General features: G+C 64.5%; 15 protein-coding genes and 1 tRNA gene. 5 read left to right on the forward strand and 11 right to left on the reverse strand.

Annotated elements, in window-relative coordinates:
* Window positions 1–5: 5 nt before the first annotated feature.
* Both hfq and hflX read left to right on the forward strand, forming a co-directional pair.
* Window positions 6–512, forward strand: a complete 507-nt coding sequence (hfq, locus tag VIL42_11505; protein ID HEY8593470.1) for an RNA chaperone Hfq — start codon at window positions 6–8, stop codon at window positions 510–512.
* On the forward strand, window positions 509–1816 hold the full coding sequence (gene hflX / locus VIL42_11510; GenBank protein HEY8593471.1) for a GTPase HflX: 1308 nt from the start codon (window positions 509–511) through the stop codon (window positions 1814–1816). Before hfq ends, hflX begins: the two co-directional genes overlap by 4 nt.
* Here the strand turns inward: hflX and mazG are convergent.
* The 9 genes from mazG to VIL42_11555 all read right to left on the reverse strand — a co-directional run bounded on the left by mazG (window position 1795) and on the right by VIL42_11555 (window position 10098).
* Complete coding sequence (mazG, locus tag VIL42_11515; GenBank protein HEY8593472.1) at window positions 1795–2541, reverse strand: nucleoside triphosphate pyrophosphohydrolase; 747 nt, start codon at window positions 2539–2541, stop codon at window positions 1795–1797. The genes hflX and mazG overlap by 22 nt on opposite strands.
* Before the next feature lie 66 nt (window positions 2542–2607).
* Window positions 2608–3198, reverse strand: a complete 591-nt coding sequence (locus tag VIL42_11520) for a TIGR02281 family clan AA aspartic protease (protein ID HEY8593473.1) — start codon at window positions 3196–3198, stop codon at window positions 2608–2610.
* Window positions 3198–3959 carry an MBL fold metallo-hydrolase gene (locus VIL42_11525; protein ID HEY8593474.1) on the reverse strand — a complete coding sequence of 254 codons (762 nt, stop codon included), beginning with the start codon at window positions 3957–3959 and terminating at the stop codon, window positions 3198–3200. Before VIL42_11525 ends, VIL42_11520 begins: the two co-directional genes overlap by 1 nt.
* A gap of 1 nt (window position 3960) precedes the next feature.
* Window positions 3961–4740, reverse strand: coding sequence for a TatD family hydrolase (locus VIL42_11530; GenBank protein ID HEY8593475.1), 780 nt, complete (start codon window positions 4738–4740; stop codon window positions 3961–3963).
* Complete coding sequence (gene metG / locus VIL42_11535; protein ID HEY8593476.1) at window positions 4737–6242, reverse strand: methionine--tRNA ligase; 1506 nt, start codon at window positions 6240–6242, stop codon at window positions 4737–4739. Before metG ends, VIL42_11530 begins: the two co-directional genes overlap by 4 nt.
* Before the next feature lie 25 nt (window positions 6243–6267).
* Window positions 6268–7248 carry a DNA polymerase III subunit delta' gene (locus tag VIL42_11540; protein ID HEY8593477.1) on the reverse strand — a complete coding sequence of 327 codons (981 nt, stop codon included), beginning with the start codon at window positions 7246–7248 and terminating at the stop codon, window positions 6268–6270.
* A complete protein-coding gene (tmk, locus tag VIL42_11545; GenBank protein ID HEY8593478.1) occupies window positions 7245–7871 on the reverse strand; it encodes a dTMP kinase in 627 nt (208 codons plus the stop codon). The genes VIL42_11540 and tmk overlap by 4 nt, the downstream gene beginning before the upstream one ends.
* The gene (locus VIL42_11550) at window positions 7868–9046 is read right to left on the reverse strand and encodes a D-alanyl-D-alanine carboxypeptidase family protein (GenBank protein HEY8593479.1); all 1179 of its coding nucleotides are present in this window, start codon (window positions 9044–9046) and stop codon (window positions 7868–7870) included. The genes tmk and VIL42_11550 overlap by 4 nt, the downstream gene beginning before the upstream one ends.
* A 41-nt stretch (window positions 9047–9087) precedes the next feature.
* A complete protein-coding gene (locus tag VIL42_11555) occupies window positions 9088–10098 on the reverse strand; it encodes a lytic murein transglycosylase (GenBank protein ID HEY8593480.1) in 1011 nt (336 codons plus the stop codon).
* Between the two features lie 235 nt (window positions 10099–10333).
* On the opposite strand from VIL42_11555, the gene VIL42_11560 reads away from it, so the two are divergent.
* Window positions 10334–10423 (forward strand) — tRNA-Ser (locus VIL42_11560).
* 8 nt (window positions 10424–10431) lie between these two features.
* On the opposite strand, the gene VIL42_11565 is transcribed toward VIL42_11560, so the two are convergent.
* A complete protein-coding gene (locus tag VIL42_11565) occupies window positions 10432–12291 on the reverse strand; it encodes a serine hydrolase domain-containing protein (protein ID HEY8593481.1) in 1860 nt (619 codons plus the stop codon).
* Between the two features lie 77 nt (window positions 12292–12368).
* On the reverse strand, window positions 12369–13202 hold the full coding sequence (locus VIL42_11570) for a LytTR family DNA-binding domain-containing protein (GenBank protein ID HEY8593482.1): 834 nt from the start codon (window positions 13200–13202) through the stop codon (window positions 12369–12371).
* A gap of 149 nt (window positions 13203–13351) precedes the next feature.
* Between VIL42_11570 and VIL42_11575 the strand changes: the two genes are divergently transcribed.
* Together VIL42_11575 and VIL42_11580 are read left to right on the forward strand one after the other, a co-directional pair.
* Window positions 13352–13732, forward strand: coding sequence for a BlaI/MecI/CopY family transcriptional regulator (locus tag VIL42_11575; GenBank protein HEY8593483.1), 381 nt, complete (start codon window positions 13352–13354; stop codon window positions 13730–13732).
* Complete coding sequence (locus VIL42_11580; GenBank protein HEY8593484.1) at window positions 13733–15703, forward strand: M56 family metallopeptidase; 1971 nt, start codon at window positions 13733–13735, stop codon at window positions 15701–15703. It begins immediately after the preceding gene.
* Window positions 15704–15756: the final 53 nt, after the last annotated feature.

The following is a 15756-nucleotide window of genomic DNA, read 5'->3' on the forward strand; positions in this document are numbered from 1 at the left end:
AGCTTATGGCAGTGCGGCCGCTCAGTTTGCAGGATCATTTCCTCAACAGCGTCCGGCGCGCCAAGCTTCCGGTCACCATCTTCCTCGTCAAGGGCGTGAAGCTCCAGGGGGTGATCACCTGGTTCGACGCTTTCTCGCTGCTGGTTCGCCGCGACGGCAATGCGCAGCTGGTCTACAAGCATTCGATTTCGACGATCATGCCGTCGCAGCCTCCGCCCGACCTCGTGCCTACGATGGATGTGCCTGGCGGCGGAAAGGCGCAGCTCCAGGACCTGTTCCTGCAAGCGGCGAGCCGCGACGGCGAGCGGATGACCTTGTTCCTGGTCAACGGCGTCATGTTGCAGGGATCCGTCACCGGCTTCGATCAGTTCAGCCTGCTTCTCGAACGCGGCGGCCAGGTGCAGCTGGTGTACAAACATGCGATTTCGACCCTTCAACCGGCGCATCCGCTGAAACTCGGCGGCGAAGCCGAGGGTGAGGGGCCGGATCAAGAAGAGGAAACTCAGTCCTGAACAGCTTTGACGGTAATGGCGCGATCGAGGTCGCAAGGGGCGAAAAGGCGATTATCGCCGTGCCGGAGCTGCCGCGTGAAGGTGCGCGGCGGTCCGCCGAGGCGCGCGTGGAGGAAGCCGCGGGGCTCGCCGAAGCGATCGGTATCGACGTGGTCGGGTCACGGGCCCTGCGCGTTCGCACCGTCCGGCCCGCGACCTTGCTCGGGAAGGGGCAAGTCGAGGAGATCGCCGCGCTTGCGAAGGAGAATGATGCCCATTTGCTGATCGTCGATGCGGCGCTGACGCCGATCCAGCAGAAGAATTTGGAGACCGAAGCCGGCACCAAGGTCATCGACCGAACGGGGCTGATCCTCGAAATCTTCGGCGAACGCGCCGCAACCGCGGAAGGGCGGCTGCAGGTGGAATTGGCGCATCTCGACTACCAGGCCGGACGCCTGGTGCGGAGCTGGACCCACCTCGAACGGCAGCGCGGTGGCTTCGGCTTCCTCGGCGGTCCGGGCGAAACGCAGATCGAGGCCGACCGGCGGATGATCCGCGATCGAATGGCGAAAATCCGCCGCGAACTCGATCAGGTGAAGCGCACGCGCACGCTGCACCGTGACCGCCGGCAGCGCGCGCCGTGGCCGGTGATCGCGCTGGTCGGCTATACGAACGCGGGCAAATCGACGCTGTTCAACCGGCTGACCGGCGAAGATGTATTCGCCGAGAACCTGCTGTTCGCCACGCTTGACCCGACGATGCGCGACATTCGCCTGCCGGGTTTCGACAAGGTCATCTTGTCCGACACGGTCGGGTTCGTTTCCGACCTGCCGACGGAGCTCATCGCTGCGTTTCGCGCGACTCTCGAAGAGGTCGCGTCGGCCGACTTGCTGGTCCACGTCAGGAACATGGCGCATCCGGATACAGAAGCGCAGCGCGACGACGTGGATGACGTCTTGGCGTCACTCGGGCTTGCAGAGGAGGGGGCTCCACCGCGCATCGAAGCCTGGAACAAGGTCGATCTGCTTTCCGAAGAGGATCGCGAGCGGCTGACGGAAGAAGCTCGCCGCCGCGAGGATGTCGTGCCGATCTCCGCAGTGACTGGCGAAGGCCTGGATGAGCTGCGCGAGCGGCTCGCCGAGGGGTTGAGGAGCGGCGAGCAGGTGCACCGCATCCGCATCGCGGCGAGCGACGGCAGCCGGATCGCCTGGCTGCATTCGCGAGGCGAGGTCATCGATCAGCAGGTCGAAGATAGCGAAATCGAGCTTTCGGTTCGGCTGTCACCCGAGAACTGGGCGCGCTTTCAGGCGCTCGAATCCGCCTGATCCTCCTTCGCGGCCGTCCATAGCTCTTCCATCTGGTCCAGCGTCATGCCGGAAAAGCCCGGTGCCGTCTCGATCGCCCGGAAGCGCTTTTCGAACTTCGCATTAGCCTGCCGAAGAGCGGCTTCCGGTTCGATGTTGAGATGCCGTGCGAGGTTGACCACGGCGAACAAAAGGTCGCCGAGTTCTTCCTGCATGCGAGCCGGATCGCTCTCCGCCTCAAGCTCGGCCAATTCTTCGTCGATCTTGGCGCGTGGCCCTGAAGGATCGGGCCAGTCGAAACCGGTTCTGGCGGCGCGGCGCTGGAGCTTCATTGCTCGTTCCAGCGCCGGCAAGGCGAGCGCGACACCGGCAAGCGCGCTGCCGTCCGGCGACTTCTGACGCTCCGCGGCCTTGATTTCCTCCCAGCTTGGGCTGTGCTCGGCATCGCCGAAGATGTGCGGGTGGCGCCGCTCCAGCTTGTCGGAGATGCGCGTCAGCACGTCCTGCAGCGTGAACTGGCCCGCTTCCTCGGCCATTTGCGCGTGAAAGACGACCTGCAGCTGCAGATCGCCGAGTTCGTCGGCAAGCGCATCCATGTCGCTGCGCTCGATCGCGTCGGCGACCTCATAAGCTTCTTCGATCGTGTAGGGCGCGATCGTCGCAAAGTTCTGCTCGCGGTCCCATTCGCAGCCCGTCTCCGGATCGCGCAAGCGCTTCATGATCGCCACGAGCCGTTCAAGCGACATCGGGGGCCCCTCTGCTCGGGTAATCTGTAAGTATGATAATATGCATTATGTAAAGTACCGCATAGATCAGGACGTCAGGATCAGCCAGCGGCCCTCTACGCCCCACCGGCTCAAGGTCGACAGAAAGTTCATGCCTAAGACGTTCAAATCTTCGTTGTCCGTCACCTGAAGGCCAACGTCCCGTCGAGCGATCCCGCCGACGCTGATCTCGTCCGCGCGGCCTCTCGACACCTTGATGACGCCATTCCCGGTCCGCACGAACGCGTTGGCCTTGGACGCGACGTCGACGCCAGCACGGCGCGCAGTGCTTCGCCCGATCGTCGTCATGGTGGCACCGCTGTCGACCAGGAATCGGACGTCCTCGCCATTGACCTTGGCGTCGACCCAGAAATGTCCGTCCACTGCCATCGGGATTCTGGTTTCCTTGCCGTCGGTCACCGGCGTGCCGACCGCCTCAGCCTTCAGGCGCTGGAAAACCCAGCCAAAATTGTCGCGAAACGTGAACAGCACGAAGCCGGCGGCAAAGATCACGACCCAAGCGAGCGCCATCTTCAGCATCTTCGCCGCCGGCTCACGCCGCGCCATCAGCGAACCGAGCACCAGCATCACAGCCATCAGGATGTAAACCGTGCCGGCCATGAGGTCGCTGGAGAACATCAGCCGATCTCCAGCCCGTCATAAGCCGGCGCGGCCCAGTCCGGCAGCTCCGCGACCAAGGTCTGGTAGTCGAGGCCGTTGCCCATGTGGACGAGGTAGACCTGCCCAACCTTCAACTCGCGAGCCCAGCTGAGCACGGCGTCGAGATGGGCGTGCGTCGGATGCGGGCGACGGGTCAGGCAATCGGAAATCCACACGTCCGCGCCTTCATACAGCGCCGCCATATCGTCCGTTAAGTCGCTGTAATCGATGGCGTACACAACCGAGTGGCCATCCTCGTCAAAGCGGATGCCGAGCGAAGTCGGACCGCCATGCGGCTGCTCGACAAAGCGCACGCGGGCGTCGCCCAGCCTGAGCTCGCCGGAGATTTCCCGCGCTTCCGCAATGGGCCGATAAAAGTCCGAGCGGTTGAACGCATAGCCGAAGCGCTGCTTCAGTTCGTCCAGGTCGGCGGCGCGGGCGTAGAGCGGCACCGGGCCACCGATTGCCTGTGACACGGGCCTCAACTCATCGAGGCCGTGGCAATGGTCGCCGTGCGTGTGGGTTACAATGACGCCATCGAGCCGGTTCACTCGGGCTGCGAGGAGTTGCTGGCGAAGGTCCGGCCCGCAGTCGACGAGCATTCGCTCGCCGCCGCTTTCCACGAGAATGGACGACCTCAGGCGATGGTTGCGCGGCTCCGCGGGATCGCATTCGCCCCATTCATTGCCGATCTTCGGAACGCCGGTCGAAGTCCCGCAACCGAGGATCCGGACCTTCAAGTTATTGCCCGACTTTGCTGAACAGCTTGAAGAAATTGTCGGTCGTACGCTCGGCGAGCGCCTCAGTCTCCTCCCCGCGCAGCTCCGCGACAAAGGCGGCAGTGTCGGCCACGAACGCCGGCTCGCACTTCTTGCCGCGATGCGGCACGGGCGCGAGGAACGGCGCGTCCGTTTCGACCAGCATCTGGTCAGCCGGGAGCCACTTGGCCGTGTCCTGCAGGTCGGCCGCGTTCTTGAACGTCACGATGCCGGAAAGGGACACATAGAAGCCCAGGTCGAGCCCCTTGCGCGCCAGCTGCGCGGAGCCGGTGAAACAATGGAGGACCCCGGTCACGCCCCCCTCCTTCACCGCAGCTTCGAGGATCTCCGCCGTGTCGGCTTCGGCGTCGCGGGTGTGAATGACCAGCGGCAGCCCGGTCTCGCGCGCCGCGTCGATATGCGCCTGGAATCGCTCGCGCTGTGCGTCACGGTCCGACTTGTCGTAATAATAGTCGAGACCGCACTCGCCGATGGCGATCACACGCGGATGCTGCGCGGCATCGACCAGGGCGGAAGCGCCGAGATCCGGATGAGCGTCCGCCTCGTGCGGATGGACACCGACGCTGGCCCAGACGTCCGGCTCCCGCTCGGCCACGGCGACGATGTCCTTCCATTCGCACTGACGGGTCGAAATGTTGAGGAAGCCGCTGACGCCACGTTCCCGTGCGCTGGCCAGGACCTCGCTTTGCCGCTCCACCAGGCCCTCGTAGTTCAGGTGGCAGTGGCTATCGATCAGCCTCACGCCGCCTCCTCTTCCTCTAGTTCGAGGCGCGGGAACAATGGTGTCGGCTGCGCGATCGGCGTTCCGCCCTCGCCGGCGTCGATCGCTGCTATCAGCTTCTCGGCCGATGCCGGGATGATGGGAGCGACTGCCAGGCTAAGCTCACGCACCGCGGCCACGAGCGTCCCGAGCACTGCAGCCATGCGCTCCGGATCGGTCTTGCGAAGCGCCCACGGCGCCTGCGCATCGACATAAAAGTTGCAGGCGAACACGGCCCGCATCCACGCTTCGAGCCCAACAGAAAAAGCAAAGCGCTCGAATGCCTGCGGCACCTCGTCCCGACAGGCCTTGCGGACCTCAGTGAGCAGCTCGCGGTCCGCTTCGTCTTCACCGACAGCAGGAAGAATGCCGTCCAAATTCTTGAAGACCATCGACAATGTGCGCTGCGCCAGATTGCCGAAGCTGTTCGCAAGCTCCGCATTGGCGCGGCTGACAATGGCTTCGGCGCTATAGCTTCCGTCCTGCCCGAAGGTGACCTCGCGGAGCAGGAAGTAGCGTAAAGCATCCACCCCGAAGCGGTCGGCAAGCGCGATCGGATCGACGACATTGCCGACGCTCTTCGACATCTTCTCGCCGCGGCTGAGCAGGAAACCGTGGCCGTAGACCTGGCGCGGAACCTCGATGCCCGCCGACATCAGGAAGGCCGGCCAGTAAACGGCATGGAAGCGGACCACATCCTTGCCGATCATGTGGACGTCAGCCGGCCAGTAGCGGCGCCAGAGCTCGCTATCGTCGGGGTAGCCGAGGCCGGTGATGTAGTTGGTCAGCGCGTCGAGCCACACGTACATGACGTGATTGTCGCTGCCCGGCACCGGAACACCCCAGTCGAAGCTCGTGCGTGAGATGCTGAGGTCCTTGAGGCCGCCTTCGACGAAGCGGACGACCTCGTTGCGGCGGCTGTCAGGCTGGATGAAGTCGCGGTTCGACGCATAGAGGTCGAGGAGCGGCTGCTGGTACTTGGAGAGGCGGAAGAACCAGCTTTCCTCAACCGTCCATTCGACGGGCGTACCTTGCGGCGACAATTTGGTCCCGTCCTCGCCCGGGGTCAGCTCGTCCTCTTCGTAATAAGCCTCGTCGCGGACCGAGTACCAGCCTTCGTAGCGGTCCAGGTAGAGGTCCCCCCTCTCCTCCATCGCCTTCCAGATCGCCTGGCTGGCGCGATAATGGTCGGCCTCCGACGTACGGATGAAGCGATCGTAGGAGATGTTAAGTCTGTCGCACATCTCCTGGAAAAGCTGCGACATTTCTGTTGCGAAGGCGCGGGGCTCGACCCCCTTGGCGCGCGCCGCCTGGGCCATTTTGAGGCCATGCTCGTCCGTTCCCGTCTGGAAACGCACGTCGCGGCCTTGCGAGCGCTGGAAGCGGGCGATCGCGTCGGCGGCGATGGCTTCATAGGCATGGCCGATGTGCGGCGGGCCGTTCGGATAGCTGATCGCGGTGGTGATGTAGAAGGGCTCGGCCATGTGCCAGCGCCCTAGCCGTCCGCCTCTAGCGCTTCAACTCACTCCGGCCGGGCACGTCGGCGAGGTAGCCAGCAATCTGGAACACCGTCGCGCCCGCCTCCAGCGAAACGCGGGGTGCAATGGCGGCAAGCTCGCGGGTCTTCGCATAAGCCTCCAGAGCGCGAGCGAGCGGCGGCCCCTGAAGGCCGCGAGCTTCGCGGGCGATCAACGCCGGTGCGAGCTCGAGGAAAGCCGCATAGCGCTCGGCCGCGCCTTTCTTGCTCAGCTCCTGGGCGAGTTCGGCGCGACGCTCGTTGGTCGGATCGCCTTGGCGAAGGATGGCAACCGCTGCCTCTTCCAGCTTGGCGAGCCCGAGCTCGGCCACAGCAAGCGCACGCCCGGCCGAGCCGAACGACATGGCGACGATCCGCTTGCGTTCGGCATCGCTGAGGTCCGGCGACTGAACGTCGAGGATTGACGTCATGGCGTCATCAGCGAGCAGCTCGAACTGCAGGCGGCGGCAGCGCGAGCGGATGGTCGGCAGGAGCCTTCCAGGCGCATGGCTGACGAGGAAGAACAAGGTGTTCGGCGGCGGCTCCTCGAGCATCTTGAGGAGGGCGTTGGCGGCCGAAGCCTCCAGATCGTCGACGCTGTCGATCACCGCCACGCGCCAGGGCGAGAGCGCCGCGGTCATGCCCATGAACTCGCCAAGCTCACGAACCTGATCGACCTTGATGTTGCGGTTGACGTTGCCGGTCTTCTCGTTGGTCAGGCGTTCGAGCCACCGCATGTCGGGATGGCTGCCGGCCTCCACCAGCTTGACGATCGGGTGCTCGTCGGGACTGGCAATGCCCGATAGCTGCACCGCCGGTCCGGCACCATCGGCGAGAACACGGCGCGCTGCCTGGTGAGCGAAGGTGGCTTTTCCGACGCCGCGTGGCCCGGCGAGCAGCCAGGCGTGGTGCAGTTTGCCCGTGGCCCAGGCGGCCGCGAACTGCGCGACCGCTTTGTCCTGCCCGACGATCACGGTAGCAGGTCCGCGATCGCGTCGAGGAGCCGGGTCGTGACCTCTTCAGGCGAGCCGGACGCGTCGATGATCCGGACCCGATCAGCCTCCAGCGACGCGATCTCGCGGAAAGCGAGGTCGACGTTCTGGTGATAGCTTTCCGGGCGGCCGCCGATGCGGTCGCTCAGCTCGTTGTCGCGCGCGCGCGCCCGAGCGCCGCCTTCGGCGAGCGCCAGCACGAGCGTCCGGTCCGGCAAGCAGCCGTCGAGCCCGAACTCGTTGATGCTCCGGACCTTGTCGATCCCCAGTCCGCCCGCGCCGCCCTGATACGCAAGCGAGCTGTCGAGGAAACGGTCGCAAAGCACCCAGCGGCCGCTGTCGAGCGCGGGCCGGATTGTCTTATCCACATGATCTGCGCGGGCGACCGCGAACAGCAGTGCCTCCGCGCGTGCGCCCCAGCGGTCCTCGGCCCCAGAAAGCAGCAGTTCGCGGATCTTCTCGGCGCCTTCGCTGCCGCCGGGCTCGCGCGTGACCAGCACGTCGATGCCGCGCGCCGCCAAAGCATTCGCGAGCGCCTTCACCTGGGTCGACTTACCGACCCCCTCCCCGCCTTCGAGGCTGATGAAACGGCCGCGGGCCGTCACGCCATCCCGAAGAGCGACTTGAGCCCCAGCCAGATGCGGCCGAAGAAGCCGGCGCGGCCGACGTCCTCCGCGGCGACCAGCGGCACCACCTGCGGCGGCGTATCGCCGGTGGTGATCACCAGCTGGGCAACTTCCTGGCCCTTCTTGATCGGCGCCACGAGCGGGCCGTCATAGCGGACCTTCATGCTGGTGGTGCCCGTCGCCAGGCCTGCGGGAACGGTGACCGACAAGTCGCGCGGCGCGATCAGCTGCACTTCGCTGTCGCTGCCCATCTGGACCTGGGCGCTGCCGACCTTCGCGCCGGCCTTGAACAGCGGCTTGAGCTCCCAGGCGTTGAAGCCCCACTGCATCAGCCGCGTCGACTCGCTCACCCGCTCGTTCCAGCTGCCCATGCCGGCGAGCACTTCGATCAGGCGGCGGCCGTTCTGCTCGGCCGAGCCGGTGAAGCCATAGCCTGCCTCTTCCGTATGGCCGGTCTTCAGCCCGTCGGCGCCTGGCACCTTGCCGAGGATCGGGTTGCGATTCGCCTGAGTGATGTCCTGCCCGGAACCCAGGGTCTTGCCCCAGGTGAAGCTCGGTTGCCCATAGAACTTCTTGTAGAGCTTGGGATGGCGGCTGATCTCCGACGCCGCGAGCGTCGCGAGGTCGCGCGCGGTCACATAGGTCCGGCCTTCGTCCGGCCATCCGTTCGAGGTCCCGAAGTGGCTATTGGTGAGGCCGATGCGCTTGGCGAGCGCGTTCATCTGGCCGGTGAACGCCTCCTCGGTGCCGGCGATGCACTCGGCCAGCACGACGGACGCGTCATTGCCGGACAAGGTGACGATGCCGTGCAGCAGGTTCTCGACGCTGACCTGCTCGTTGGCGCTGAGGAACATGGTCGAGCCCGCGGCGGGTCCGTGCCACTTCTGCCACGTCTCCGGCCGGACGGTGCACAGCTTGCCCAGCGACAGCTTGCCCTGGTCGATCAGCTCGAACGCGACGTCGACCGTCATCATCTTGGCCATGGACGCCGGCGGCATGCGCATGTCGGCGTTCTTGGCAAACAGCACCGCGCCTGAATTCACGTCGTAGAGGAAGGCGACCTTGGCGGTCGTGTCGAACTGCGGGGCCGCCGCCGGAGCGCTGGTTGCGAGGAGGATCGAAGCGGTAGTGGCAAGAACGACGATGCGCGGCATGGAAATGCGGATTCCCCCGATTCAGGCGTGAAGCGGCCTGTCTAACGGCGCGCGATTGCGTTCGCCAGCAGCCCGATCGACATCGCGTAATAGTTCGAACAATTATAATCGAGGATGGCGCGGTAATTCTCGGTCAGAAGGTAGGCCGGTGCGTAGGCGCCGGGCGTCTCCATCAGCGTTGCCAGTTCGTTTTCCGGCAAGCCGCTGCCCATCGGCACCACGCCGAGAGCGCGCCACTCGGCGACGGTGAGCCAGCGGCTGTGGCGGCGGAAGACCGCCGGGCAGCGGGGCGGGTTAATCCTTGTCTGGATAGCCGCGCGGTTGAGGTTGGCCGGCACTTGCGCCGGCACGCCCCACGGGATGTTCGGCTTCCACCCCGCATTGCGCAGGTAATTGGCGATCGATGCGAAGGCGTCGTCCTCGTTCCGCCAGATGTCGGCATAGCCGTCGCCGTCGCCATCCGCACGCAACCGCAAGGCGACGGTCGGCATGAACTGCGGATAGCCAGTAGCTCCTGCATAGCTGCCCTTGAGCGTCCACCGCTGAACGCCCCGGTCGAGCAGCTTCAGCGCCGCGATGAACTCCTCGGTGAAGAACTCGCGCCGGCGGCCTTCGTAGCCGAGGCTGGCAAGAGCCTCGAGCAGGTCGAAGCTGCCGGTGACGGTGCCGTAGCTCGTCTCCTTGCCGTAAATGGCGATGATCACCGCGGGATCGACGCCATAGAGGCTCTGGATCCGCGACAGGTTCGTCCAGTGGCTGAAATAGCGCGCGTAGCCGCGGTCGATCAGGTTCCGGGTGATGTGCTTTTGCAGGTAATTGCCGAATGCCGGCGGCGCGTAGCCGGTGCTGGTGCCGGTGGGCCGCTGCGCGCGGTCGAGCTCCATCACCCGCTGGTTGAGCCGCAGGCCGGGAATCACCGCCCGGATGGTGGCCTCGCGAACGCCGGCGGAGCGCGCCCGGCCCATCAGATAGGCTTTCCATTGCTCATAAGGGTCGCTGCTTGAGGCCTGGACGAGCGGGCGTTGGTAGACCTGTGGCTGCGCCTGGGCCATTTGCGTCGGTGCGACATTCGGCGCTGCCGTGTGGACGGGACGATTCTGGAAATTCTGCGCGCTAGCCGCGCTCAGCGACAGCGCTGAAACACCTACCCACCCCCACACACTCAATTGCCGCACTCCACCTGTCCTCAACTACGCCCGAGGCTAGAAGTGTTAACCCCCCACATGCCAGCGGGTTCATCGCGCGGCTTGCACAGCTTGGCGCTGCAAGCGATAGCAGCGCCCGCGCGGAGAGGTGGCCGAGTGGTTTAAGGCAGCGGTCTTGAAAACCGCCGTGGGTGCAAGCTCACCGTGGGTTCGAATCCCACCCTCTCCGCCACCGCGAGCTTACCTCTTCCTGACAGCAGTCACACTGCGTCGGGCCGTCAGCTTCGCATGGGAGGATTCAACGACCATGACATCGGTCGCGAACCGCACGCGAACCTGCCTTCCCGTGTTCGGCGCCCACGTTAGAAACGTGCCATCCGTTTGCGGCGCTAGATAGATAAACCGCTGAAAGTGCTGAGGCATCCAGTCGATGTAGATTTTGCCTGTCGGGTAGTGGATGATCCCAACGACGACAGATCCATGCGAAAAGCGAAGAAGCGCCAGTGTCCGGCGCTGACCGGGTTCAAGTTCAACCGTTCCGACCAGATCGGCTCCCAAGTAACTTCCGTGTGCCACAAGCCATTGCGGCCACTCTTTTGCCCAAAAAGCTTTCTCCTCCTCCGGGGAGAAGCGATCCTGCAAACGGGAAAGCACCGGCAGATAATCGCCCCGCGCTATTCCGTTCATGAGCGTGTCGACCAAGGCTTGTCGGTCGGGAAGATCGGCTATGTCGGCCTGGGGCAACATGGGCCAAGGGGAAAAGGCACGCAGCGTTGCCGCGTTCTCGACCTCGATAAAAAGATGTCCATCTTGAAAGCGCACAGGCATGCGCTCCCTTGTCGGCAGGCGGTAGTCACCAGCGACTCGTGACATGCTCGTCCGGACGTTTTTGCCGACGCGAGGTATGTCGAGCGGCAGACCGGCAAGTGCGTTCTGCGCCTTTGGCAGAAAGCCGCGCCACGGTGACCGTTCTTGCGTGTTGAAGGCGACGAGCGTCGCGTCCAGATCCGGGTAGAAGGCCAGGAAGTCGTAGTGCACCCCGGCCGAGCCATCGTGCGCAATGCGGCATGAACCATCTGGATTGCTGAACAAGGCCCAGCCATATCCGTAAAACGACGTGCGCCGCTTACCTTCGGCGACATGCGGCCAGAAGAGCTTGCGCCTTGAGGCGTCTGTGAGCACCCGACCTTGGCGCAAAGCATTCATCCAGCGCGCCAAGTCGCTCAGCGTCGACAACATGTAACCGGCTCCACGGACCAGCCAATTCGGTCCGTCTCGATCCGGTGTGCGGTACAGATTCGGGGGCAGCGGCCCATCGAACATAGTGCCCTCGGCGACACTTTGGTGGGGCAATCCACCGAGAACCATGCCCGTCCGCTGCAAACCGGCCGGAAGCCACAGCTCGCGACGCATGAATCCCTCGAAGCTCTCCCCAGAAGCTTTCTCAACGATCGCCGCCAAGAGGGCATAGCCGGCATTGCTATACGAGTGGTGGGCTCCTGGCGGGCTTTCCAATGGCGCTCCAAAGATTTCGGCAACCGCCTGGTCGCGAGTCCGGTGCGTCTGATTGTTGCCGACGTCGTGCGGCAGTCCAGCTGAGTGGGTAAGGAGCTGGTGAATCGTTATATTGCGCTTGTCCGGGGGTACGCCGTCCAAATACTTCGATATGCGATCTTCCGTCCTGAGACGCCCCAGTTCTTCCAATCTCAAGATCGCCGCCGCCGTGAACTGCTTCGACACTGATCCAATGTCGAAAATCGTGTCGGCGGTCATCTCAGTTCGACGTGCGCGGTCTGAATAGCCGAAGGTCTGCGAATAGATGGGGTGGCCTCGCTGGGCGAGATGAACGCCGCCCGTGAAGCCGAACACGTCTGCCCTTCGAAAGAATTCCCGAAGATTTGCGGCGTCCATCACTGGTGCGGAAGGCTGCGAGACCGGCTGAGGCGAAGCCTTTGCTGCACGGAATGCGCGACAAGCGGCATCCATCGCCCCTTCGCCTGACGGCGACGAAGGTTGGGCCATTGCGGCTCGCGACTCGGCGGACGTCCCCTCGAGCATGGCGATCGCGATCGCGATCGTTGCTGCAGCTTTCCGGTGCATGCTAATATTTCCCTCCCCGACGCCTCGTTCGGCGGTCGCATGGCAAGCGCCGCAAGACGATTGTGACAAGGTGCAGTCTAGCGGTGACGAAGGGCTAGCATCTGCCTGACCGCTGCCCGGTACTTGCGGCCGACCTGGAAACTGGTTCCATCGGAAAGGATCAATCGAAGCTCGCGGTTGGATGATTCCAGGCGCGCGACGCGCTCGGCATTGACGAGGATCGAGCGGTGGACCCTTACGATGCCATGCGGTGCCAGCTCCGCCTCCATGGAAGCGAGGGTACGCCTGACCAGGCGGGTTGAGCCTTCAACGCTGACCCGGCAGTAATTTTCGTCGGCGCACACCCAGTCGACCATGGGTGGCGCTACAAGTTCCGTTCTTTTGCTCGACCGGAGCATGAGGACCGGGCGGGTCTCCGGTTTGCCGTGGCTGTTGTTCCCCGGCGCCGCAGCGAGCCGCAACTCCCCTGTCGCCATCGCATAAGCGTAAAGCAGGCCAGTGACGGCCCAATAGAACATCAGCTTCGCCAGGAAATCCGATCGGAGCGAGTCACCGACACTCCGCATGCGCGATGGATCGACCCAACCTTCAAGAGGTACATAGATGACATATTTGAGCACTGCCGCGGCAACTGTTGCTGCAAATAGCGCCGGCAATGTCCGGAGCCAGAAACTGCGTCCAAACCGGGTGCGGATCACGATGAGATAGATGAATGGCACCCACAATGCGCAGGTGCTCCAGTCGAGCAGCCGCAAGCCGATCAGTGACGGCCATTCGATTGGGCGCGCGGAAGCTGCTCTGTAGACGGCGCCCTCGCCGGCGGTAATCGCGGACATGAGAACGACGGCCGTCACGAGGACCGCGGCAAATCGTGCGTTCGGCTCCATTGGTTCGGAACGGGATAGAGCCATCGCTATTTTCCGACCTTCACCGGCTGGAACGATAGCTTGAGGTGGTGGTGGCATCCATCACAAAAAAAGCGCTTGCAACCGCGCTACAAATGTAGCACTCTACAAATGTAGCGCGACGAATCCGTCGTGCGTGAAGGGAATATTTCTTTATGCTCAGCAAGCTTCCTCCCCGTGAACGACAGATCGTCGACGTGCTTTACGAGCGCGGCCCGATGCTGGTCGCCGACATTTGCGAGGCCCTTCCCGACCAGCTGAGCGGCTCGGCCGTCCGCGCGATGCTTAAGCGCCTGGAAGATAAGGGCTATGTTCAGCGCAGCGAATCGGAGCGCGGCTTCCTCTACAGCCCTGCTGTGGCGGATACGGTCGCCAAGAAGTCGGCGTTGAGCGAAATCGTTCGCGTCTTCTTCAACGGTTCGCCGGCGAGCGCCGCGTCCGCCCTGCTCGGCATGTCGGACCAGCTCAAGAAGAATGAGCTCGACGAGCTCGAGCAGATGATTGCTCGCGCCCGCCAGGAAAAAGGGGGCAAGTAAATGTCCGTCTTGATCGCGATTGCTTTGAAGTCGCTGCTGATTGCCGGCGGCACTCTTGGCCTGCTGGCCGTGATGAAGAAGCGTTCGGCGGCCGAACGCTCGTGGGTCGCCCACATCGGCCTCCTGGCTCTCGTGATCATGGCCATCGCGCCGCTCGTGCTGCCGAGCTGGACGGTGGAGACCCCCGCCATCTTCGCCAGCGATCCGGCTCCGGTCTCGAAAGAAGCGGCAGCGCCGATCATCAAGGAGCAGATTGCCGCCGCCGTGCAGGCGAAGGTCGACGCGAATGCAGCGCCGGTGGCCGCCGCAGCGTCCGAACCGTCGATCAGCGCCACCGCTGCGGCGGTTGCGCTCTATGCGGTTCCGGCCGCGATCCTGCTTTTCATCACCCTGCTGGCGCTTGGCCGGCTCATCACGCTGCGCGCCCGTGCCGACGTGCTGGTCGACGGCCATTGGTTGAGCGCCCTCGCCCGCGCGCAGCGCCGCATGGGCTTCAAGCACGGCACGGCCTTGCTGACCAGCAACGAGCTCGCTTCGCCGATCAGCTGGGGCCTGATGCGCCCGGTGATCCTGCTCAACAGCCGGGCCGTCGAAGCCTCGAATGAAGCGGAAGCCATCATCGCCCACGAACTTGCGCACGTCGCTCATGTCGATTGGGTGAAGCTGCTGCTGGCCCGCGTCGCCACGGCGCTTTTCTGGTTCAACCCGCTCGTTTGGATGCTTGCCCGCGAGGCGCACCAGCTGCGCGAAGAAACGGCCGACGACACCGTGCTCGCCGCCAATATCCCGGACACGGACTATGCTCAGCTGCTGGTCGGGGTTGCCCGCCACGAATGCCCCGGCATGCTCCTGGGAGCGCATGGCGTCGCCCCGTCCAAGAGCTCGCTCGCCCGCCGCGTCGCTCGCGTCCTCGACGGCAAGTCGGTGCGTGGACCGGTCGCCCGCTCGTTCGCCCTTGGCGTGCTTGTCGGTGCGGTGCTGATCGCCACTCCCCTCGCCGCGCTCACCGTTGGCCCGAAGTCGGGCGGAAGCACCAAGCTCGGTAAGGCCGTAGCGTCGGATAGCCCCTTGGCACCCTATTATCCGGAGACGGAGGCGGAAGGGCTGCCGACCGACCTGCCGAGCCTGATCACGTCCGGCGTGTCGACGTCAGTGCAGACCGCACTGGCGGCAGTGAACCCGAACTCGACGCTCACCAGCGGTTCTGGCGGCGTGATCGAAACGCGCGCTCCGAGCGGAGCCACCGTGCGCCAGGCCAACGGAATGACCGTGGCGACGGCCCCGAGCGGCGCGACGGTGACGATGTACCCGCCCGACCAGCATGGCCGCCGCAAGGTCGTGGCGCGCGCACCGAATGGCGCGGTCGCAGTGTCCTATGCGGATGACGAAGACGAGATCCCCGGTTTTTCACAGCATCATGAGAAGAAGATGGAGAGAGCGATCGATCGCGCCATCTCGATGAAGGCTGTTGGCGTGACCTCCGAATATGTCGCCGCAATGCGCGCCAGCTCTCCTGCGCTCCGCGATCTAGATGCCGGCGAATTCGTCGGCATGAAAGCGGTCGGCGTGACGCCGCAATATGTCCGCGACCTCGTCGCTGCCGGGATCGGCGATTTCGACAGTGACGACCTCGCAGGTGCGCGTGCAGTCGGTGTCGACGGCGCCTATGTGCGCGCCATCCGGTCCGCGGGCCTGGGCGATGCGGATCTAAGCGACCTCACCGGCGCACGGGCGGTCGGTGTCACGGTCGCTTACGTCCGGGAAATGCGAGCGCTCGGTTTGGGTGATCTCGACCTCGACGACCTGACCGGAGCCCGGGCCGTCGGCGTCACTGCCGATTACATCCGGCAGATGCGCGCGCGCGGATATGACGGCGACCTCAGCGACTATACGTCACTAAGGGCGGTGACGGGTCACTTCGGGCGTGCGCGTCCGACGCCGCCCGCGCCGCCTCGGCCGCCGAACGGCTGACCGCACGGCTCAGCAGAGCCAACCGCAACTCACTTCGACTGAATTTTGACCGC

The organism is Sphingomicrobium sp. (genome assembly GCA_036563485.1).
GTDB lineage: Bacteria > Pseudomonadota > Alphaproteobacteria > Sphingomonadales > Sphingomonadaceae > Sphingomicrobium.

Coding starts and splice junctions, on each gene's coding strand:
- hfq (HEY8593470.1), top strand. CDS start 6: ATGGCAGTGCGGCCGCTCAGTTTGCAGGATCATTTCCTCAACAGCGTC.
- mazG (HEY8593472.1), bottom strand. CDS start 2,541: ATGTCGCTTGAACGGCTCGTGGCGATCATGAAGCGCTTGCGCGATCCG.
- VIL42_11520 (HEY8593473.1), bottom strand. CDS start 3,198: ATGTTCTCCAGCGACCTCATGGCCGGCACGGTTTACATCCTGATGGCT.
- metG (HEY8593476.1), bottom strand. CDS start 6,242: ATGGCCGAGCCCTTCTACATCACCACCGCGATCAGCTATCCGAACGGC.
- VIL42_11550 (HEY8593479.1), bottom strand. CDS start 9,046: ATGCCGCGCATCGTCGTTCTTGCCACTACCGCTTCGATCCTCCTCGCA.
- VIL42_11555 (HEY8593480.1), bottom strand. CDS start 10,098: ATGGCCCAGGCGCAGCCACAGGTCTACCAACGCCCGCTCGTCCAGGCC.
- VIL42_11565 (HEY8593481.1), bottom strand. CDS start 12,291: ATGCACCGGAAAGCTGCAGCAACGATCGCGATCGCGATCGCCATGCTC.
- VIL42_11570 (HEY8593482.1), bottom strand. CDS start 13,202: ATGGCTCTATCCCGTTCCGAACCAATGGAGCCGAACGCACGATTTGCC.
- VIL42_11575 (HEY8593483.1), top strand. CDS start 13,352: ATGCTCAGCAAGCTTCCTCCCCGTGAACGACAGATCGTCGACGTGCTT.
- VIL42_11580 (HEY8593484.1), top strand. CDS start 13,733: ATGTCCGTCTTGATCGCGATTGCTTTGAAGTCGCTGCTGATTGCCGGC.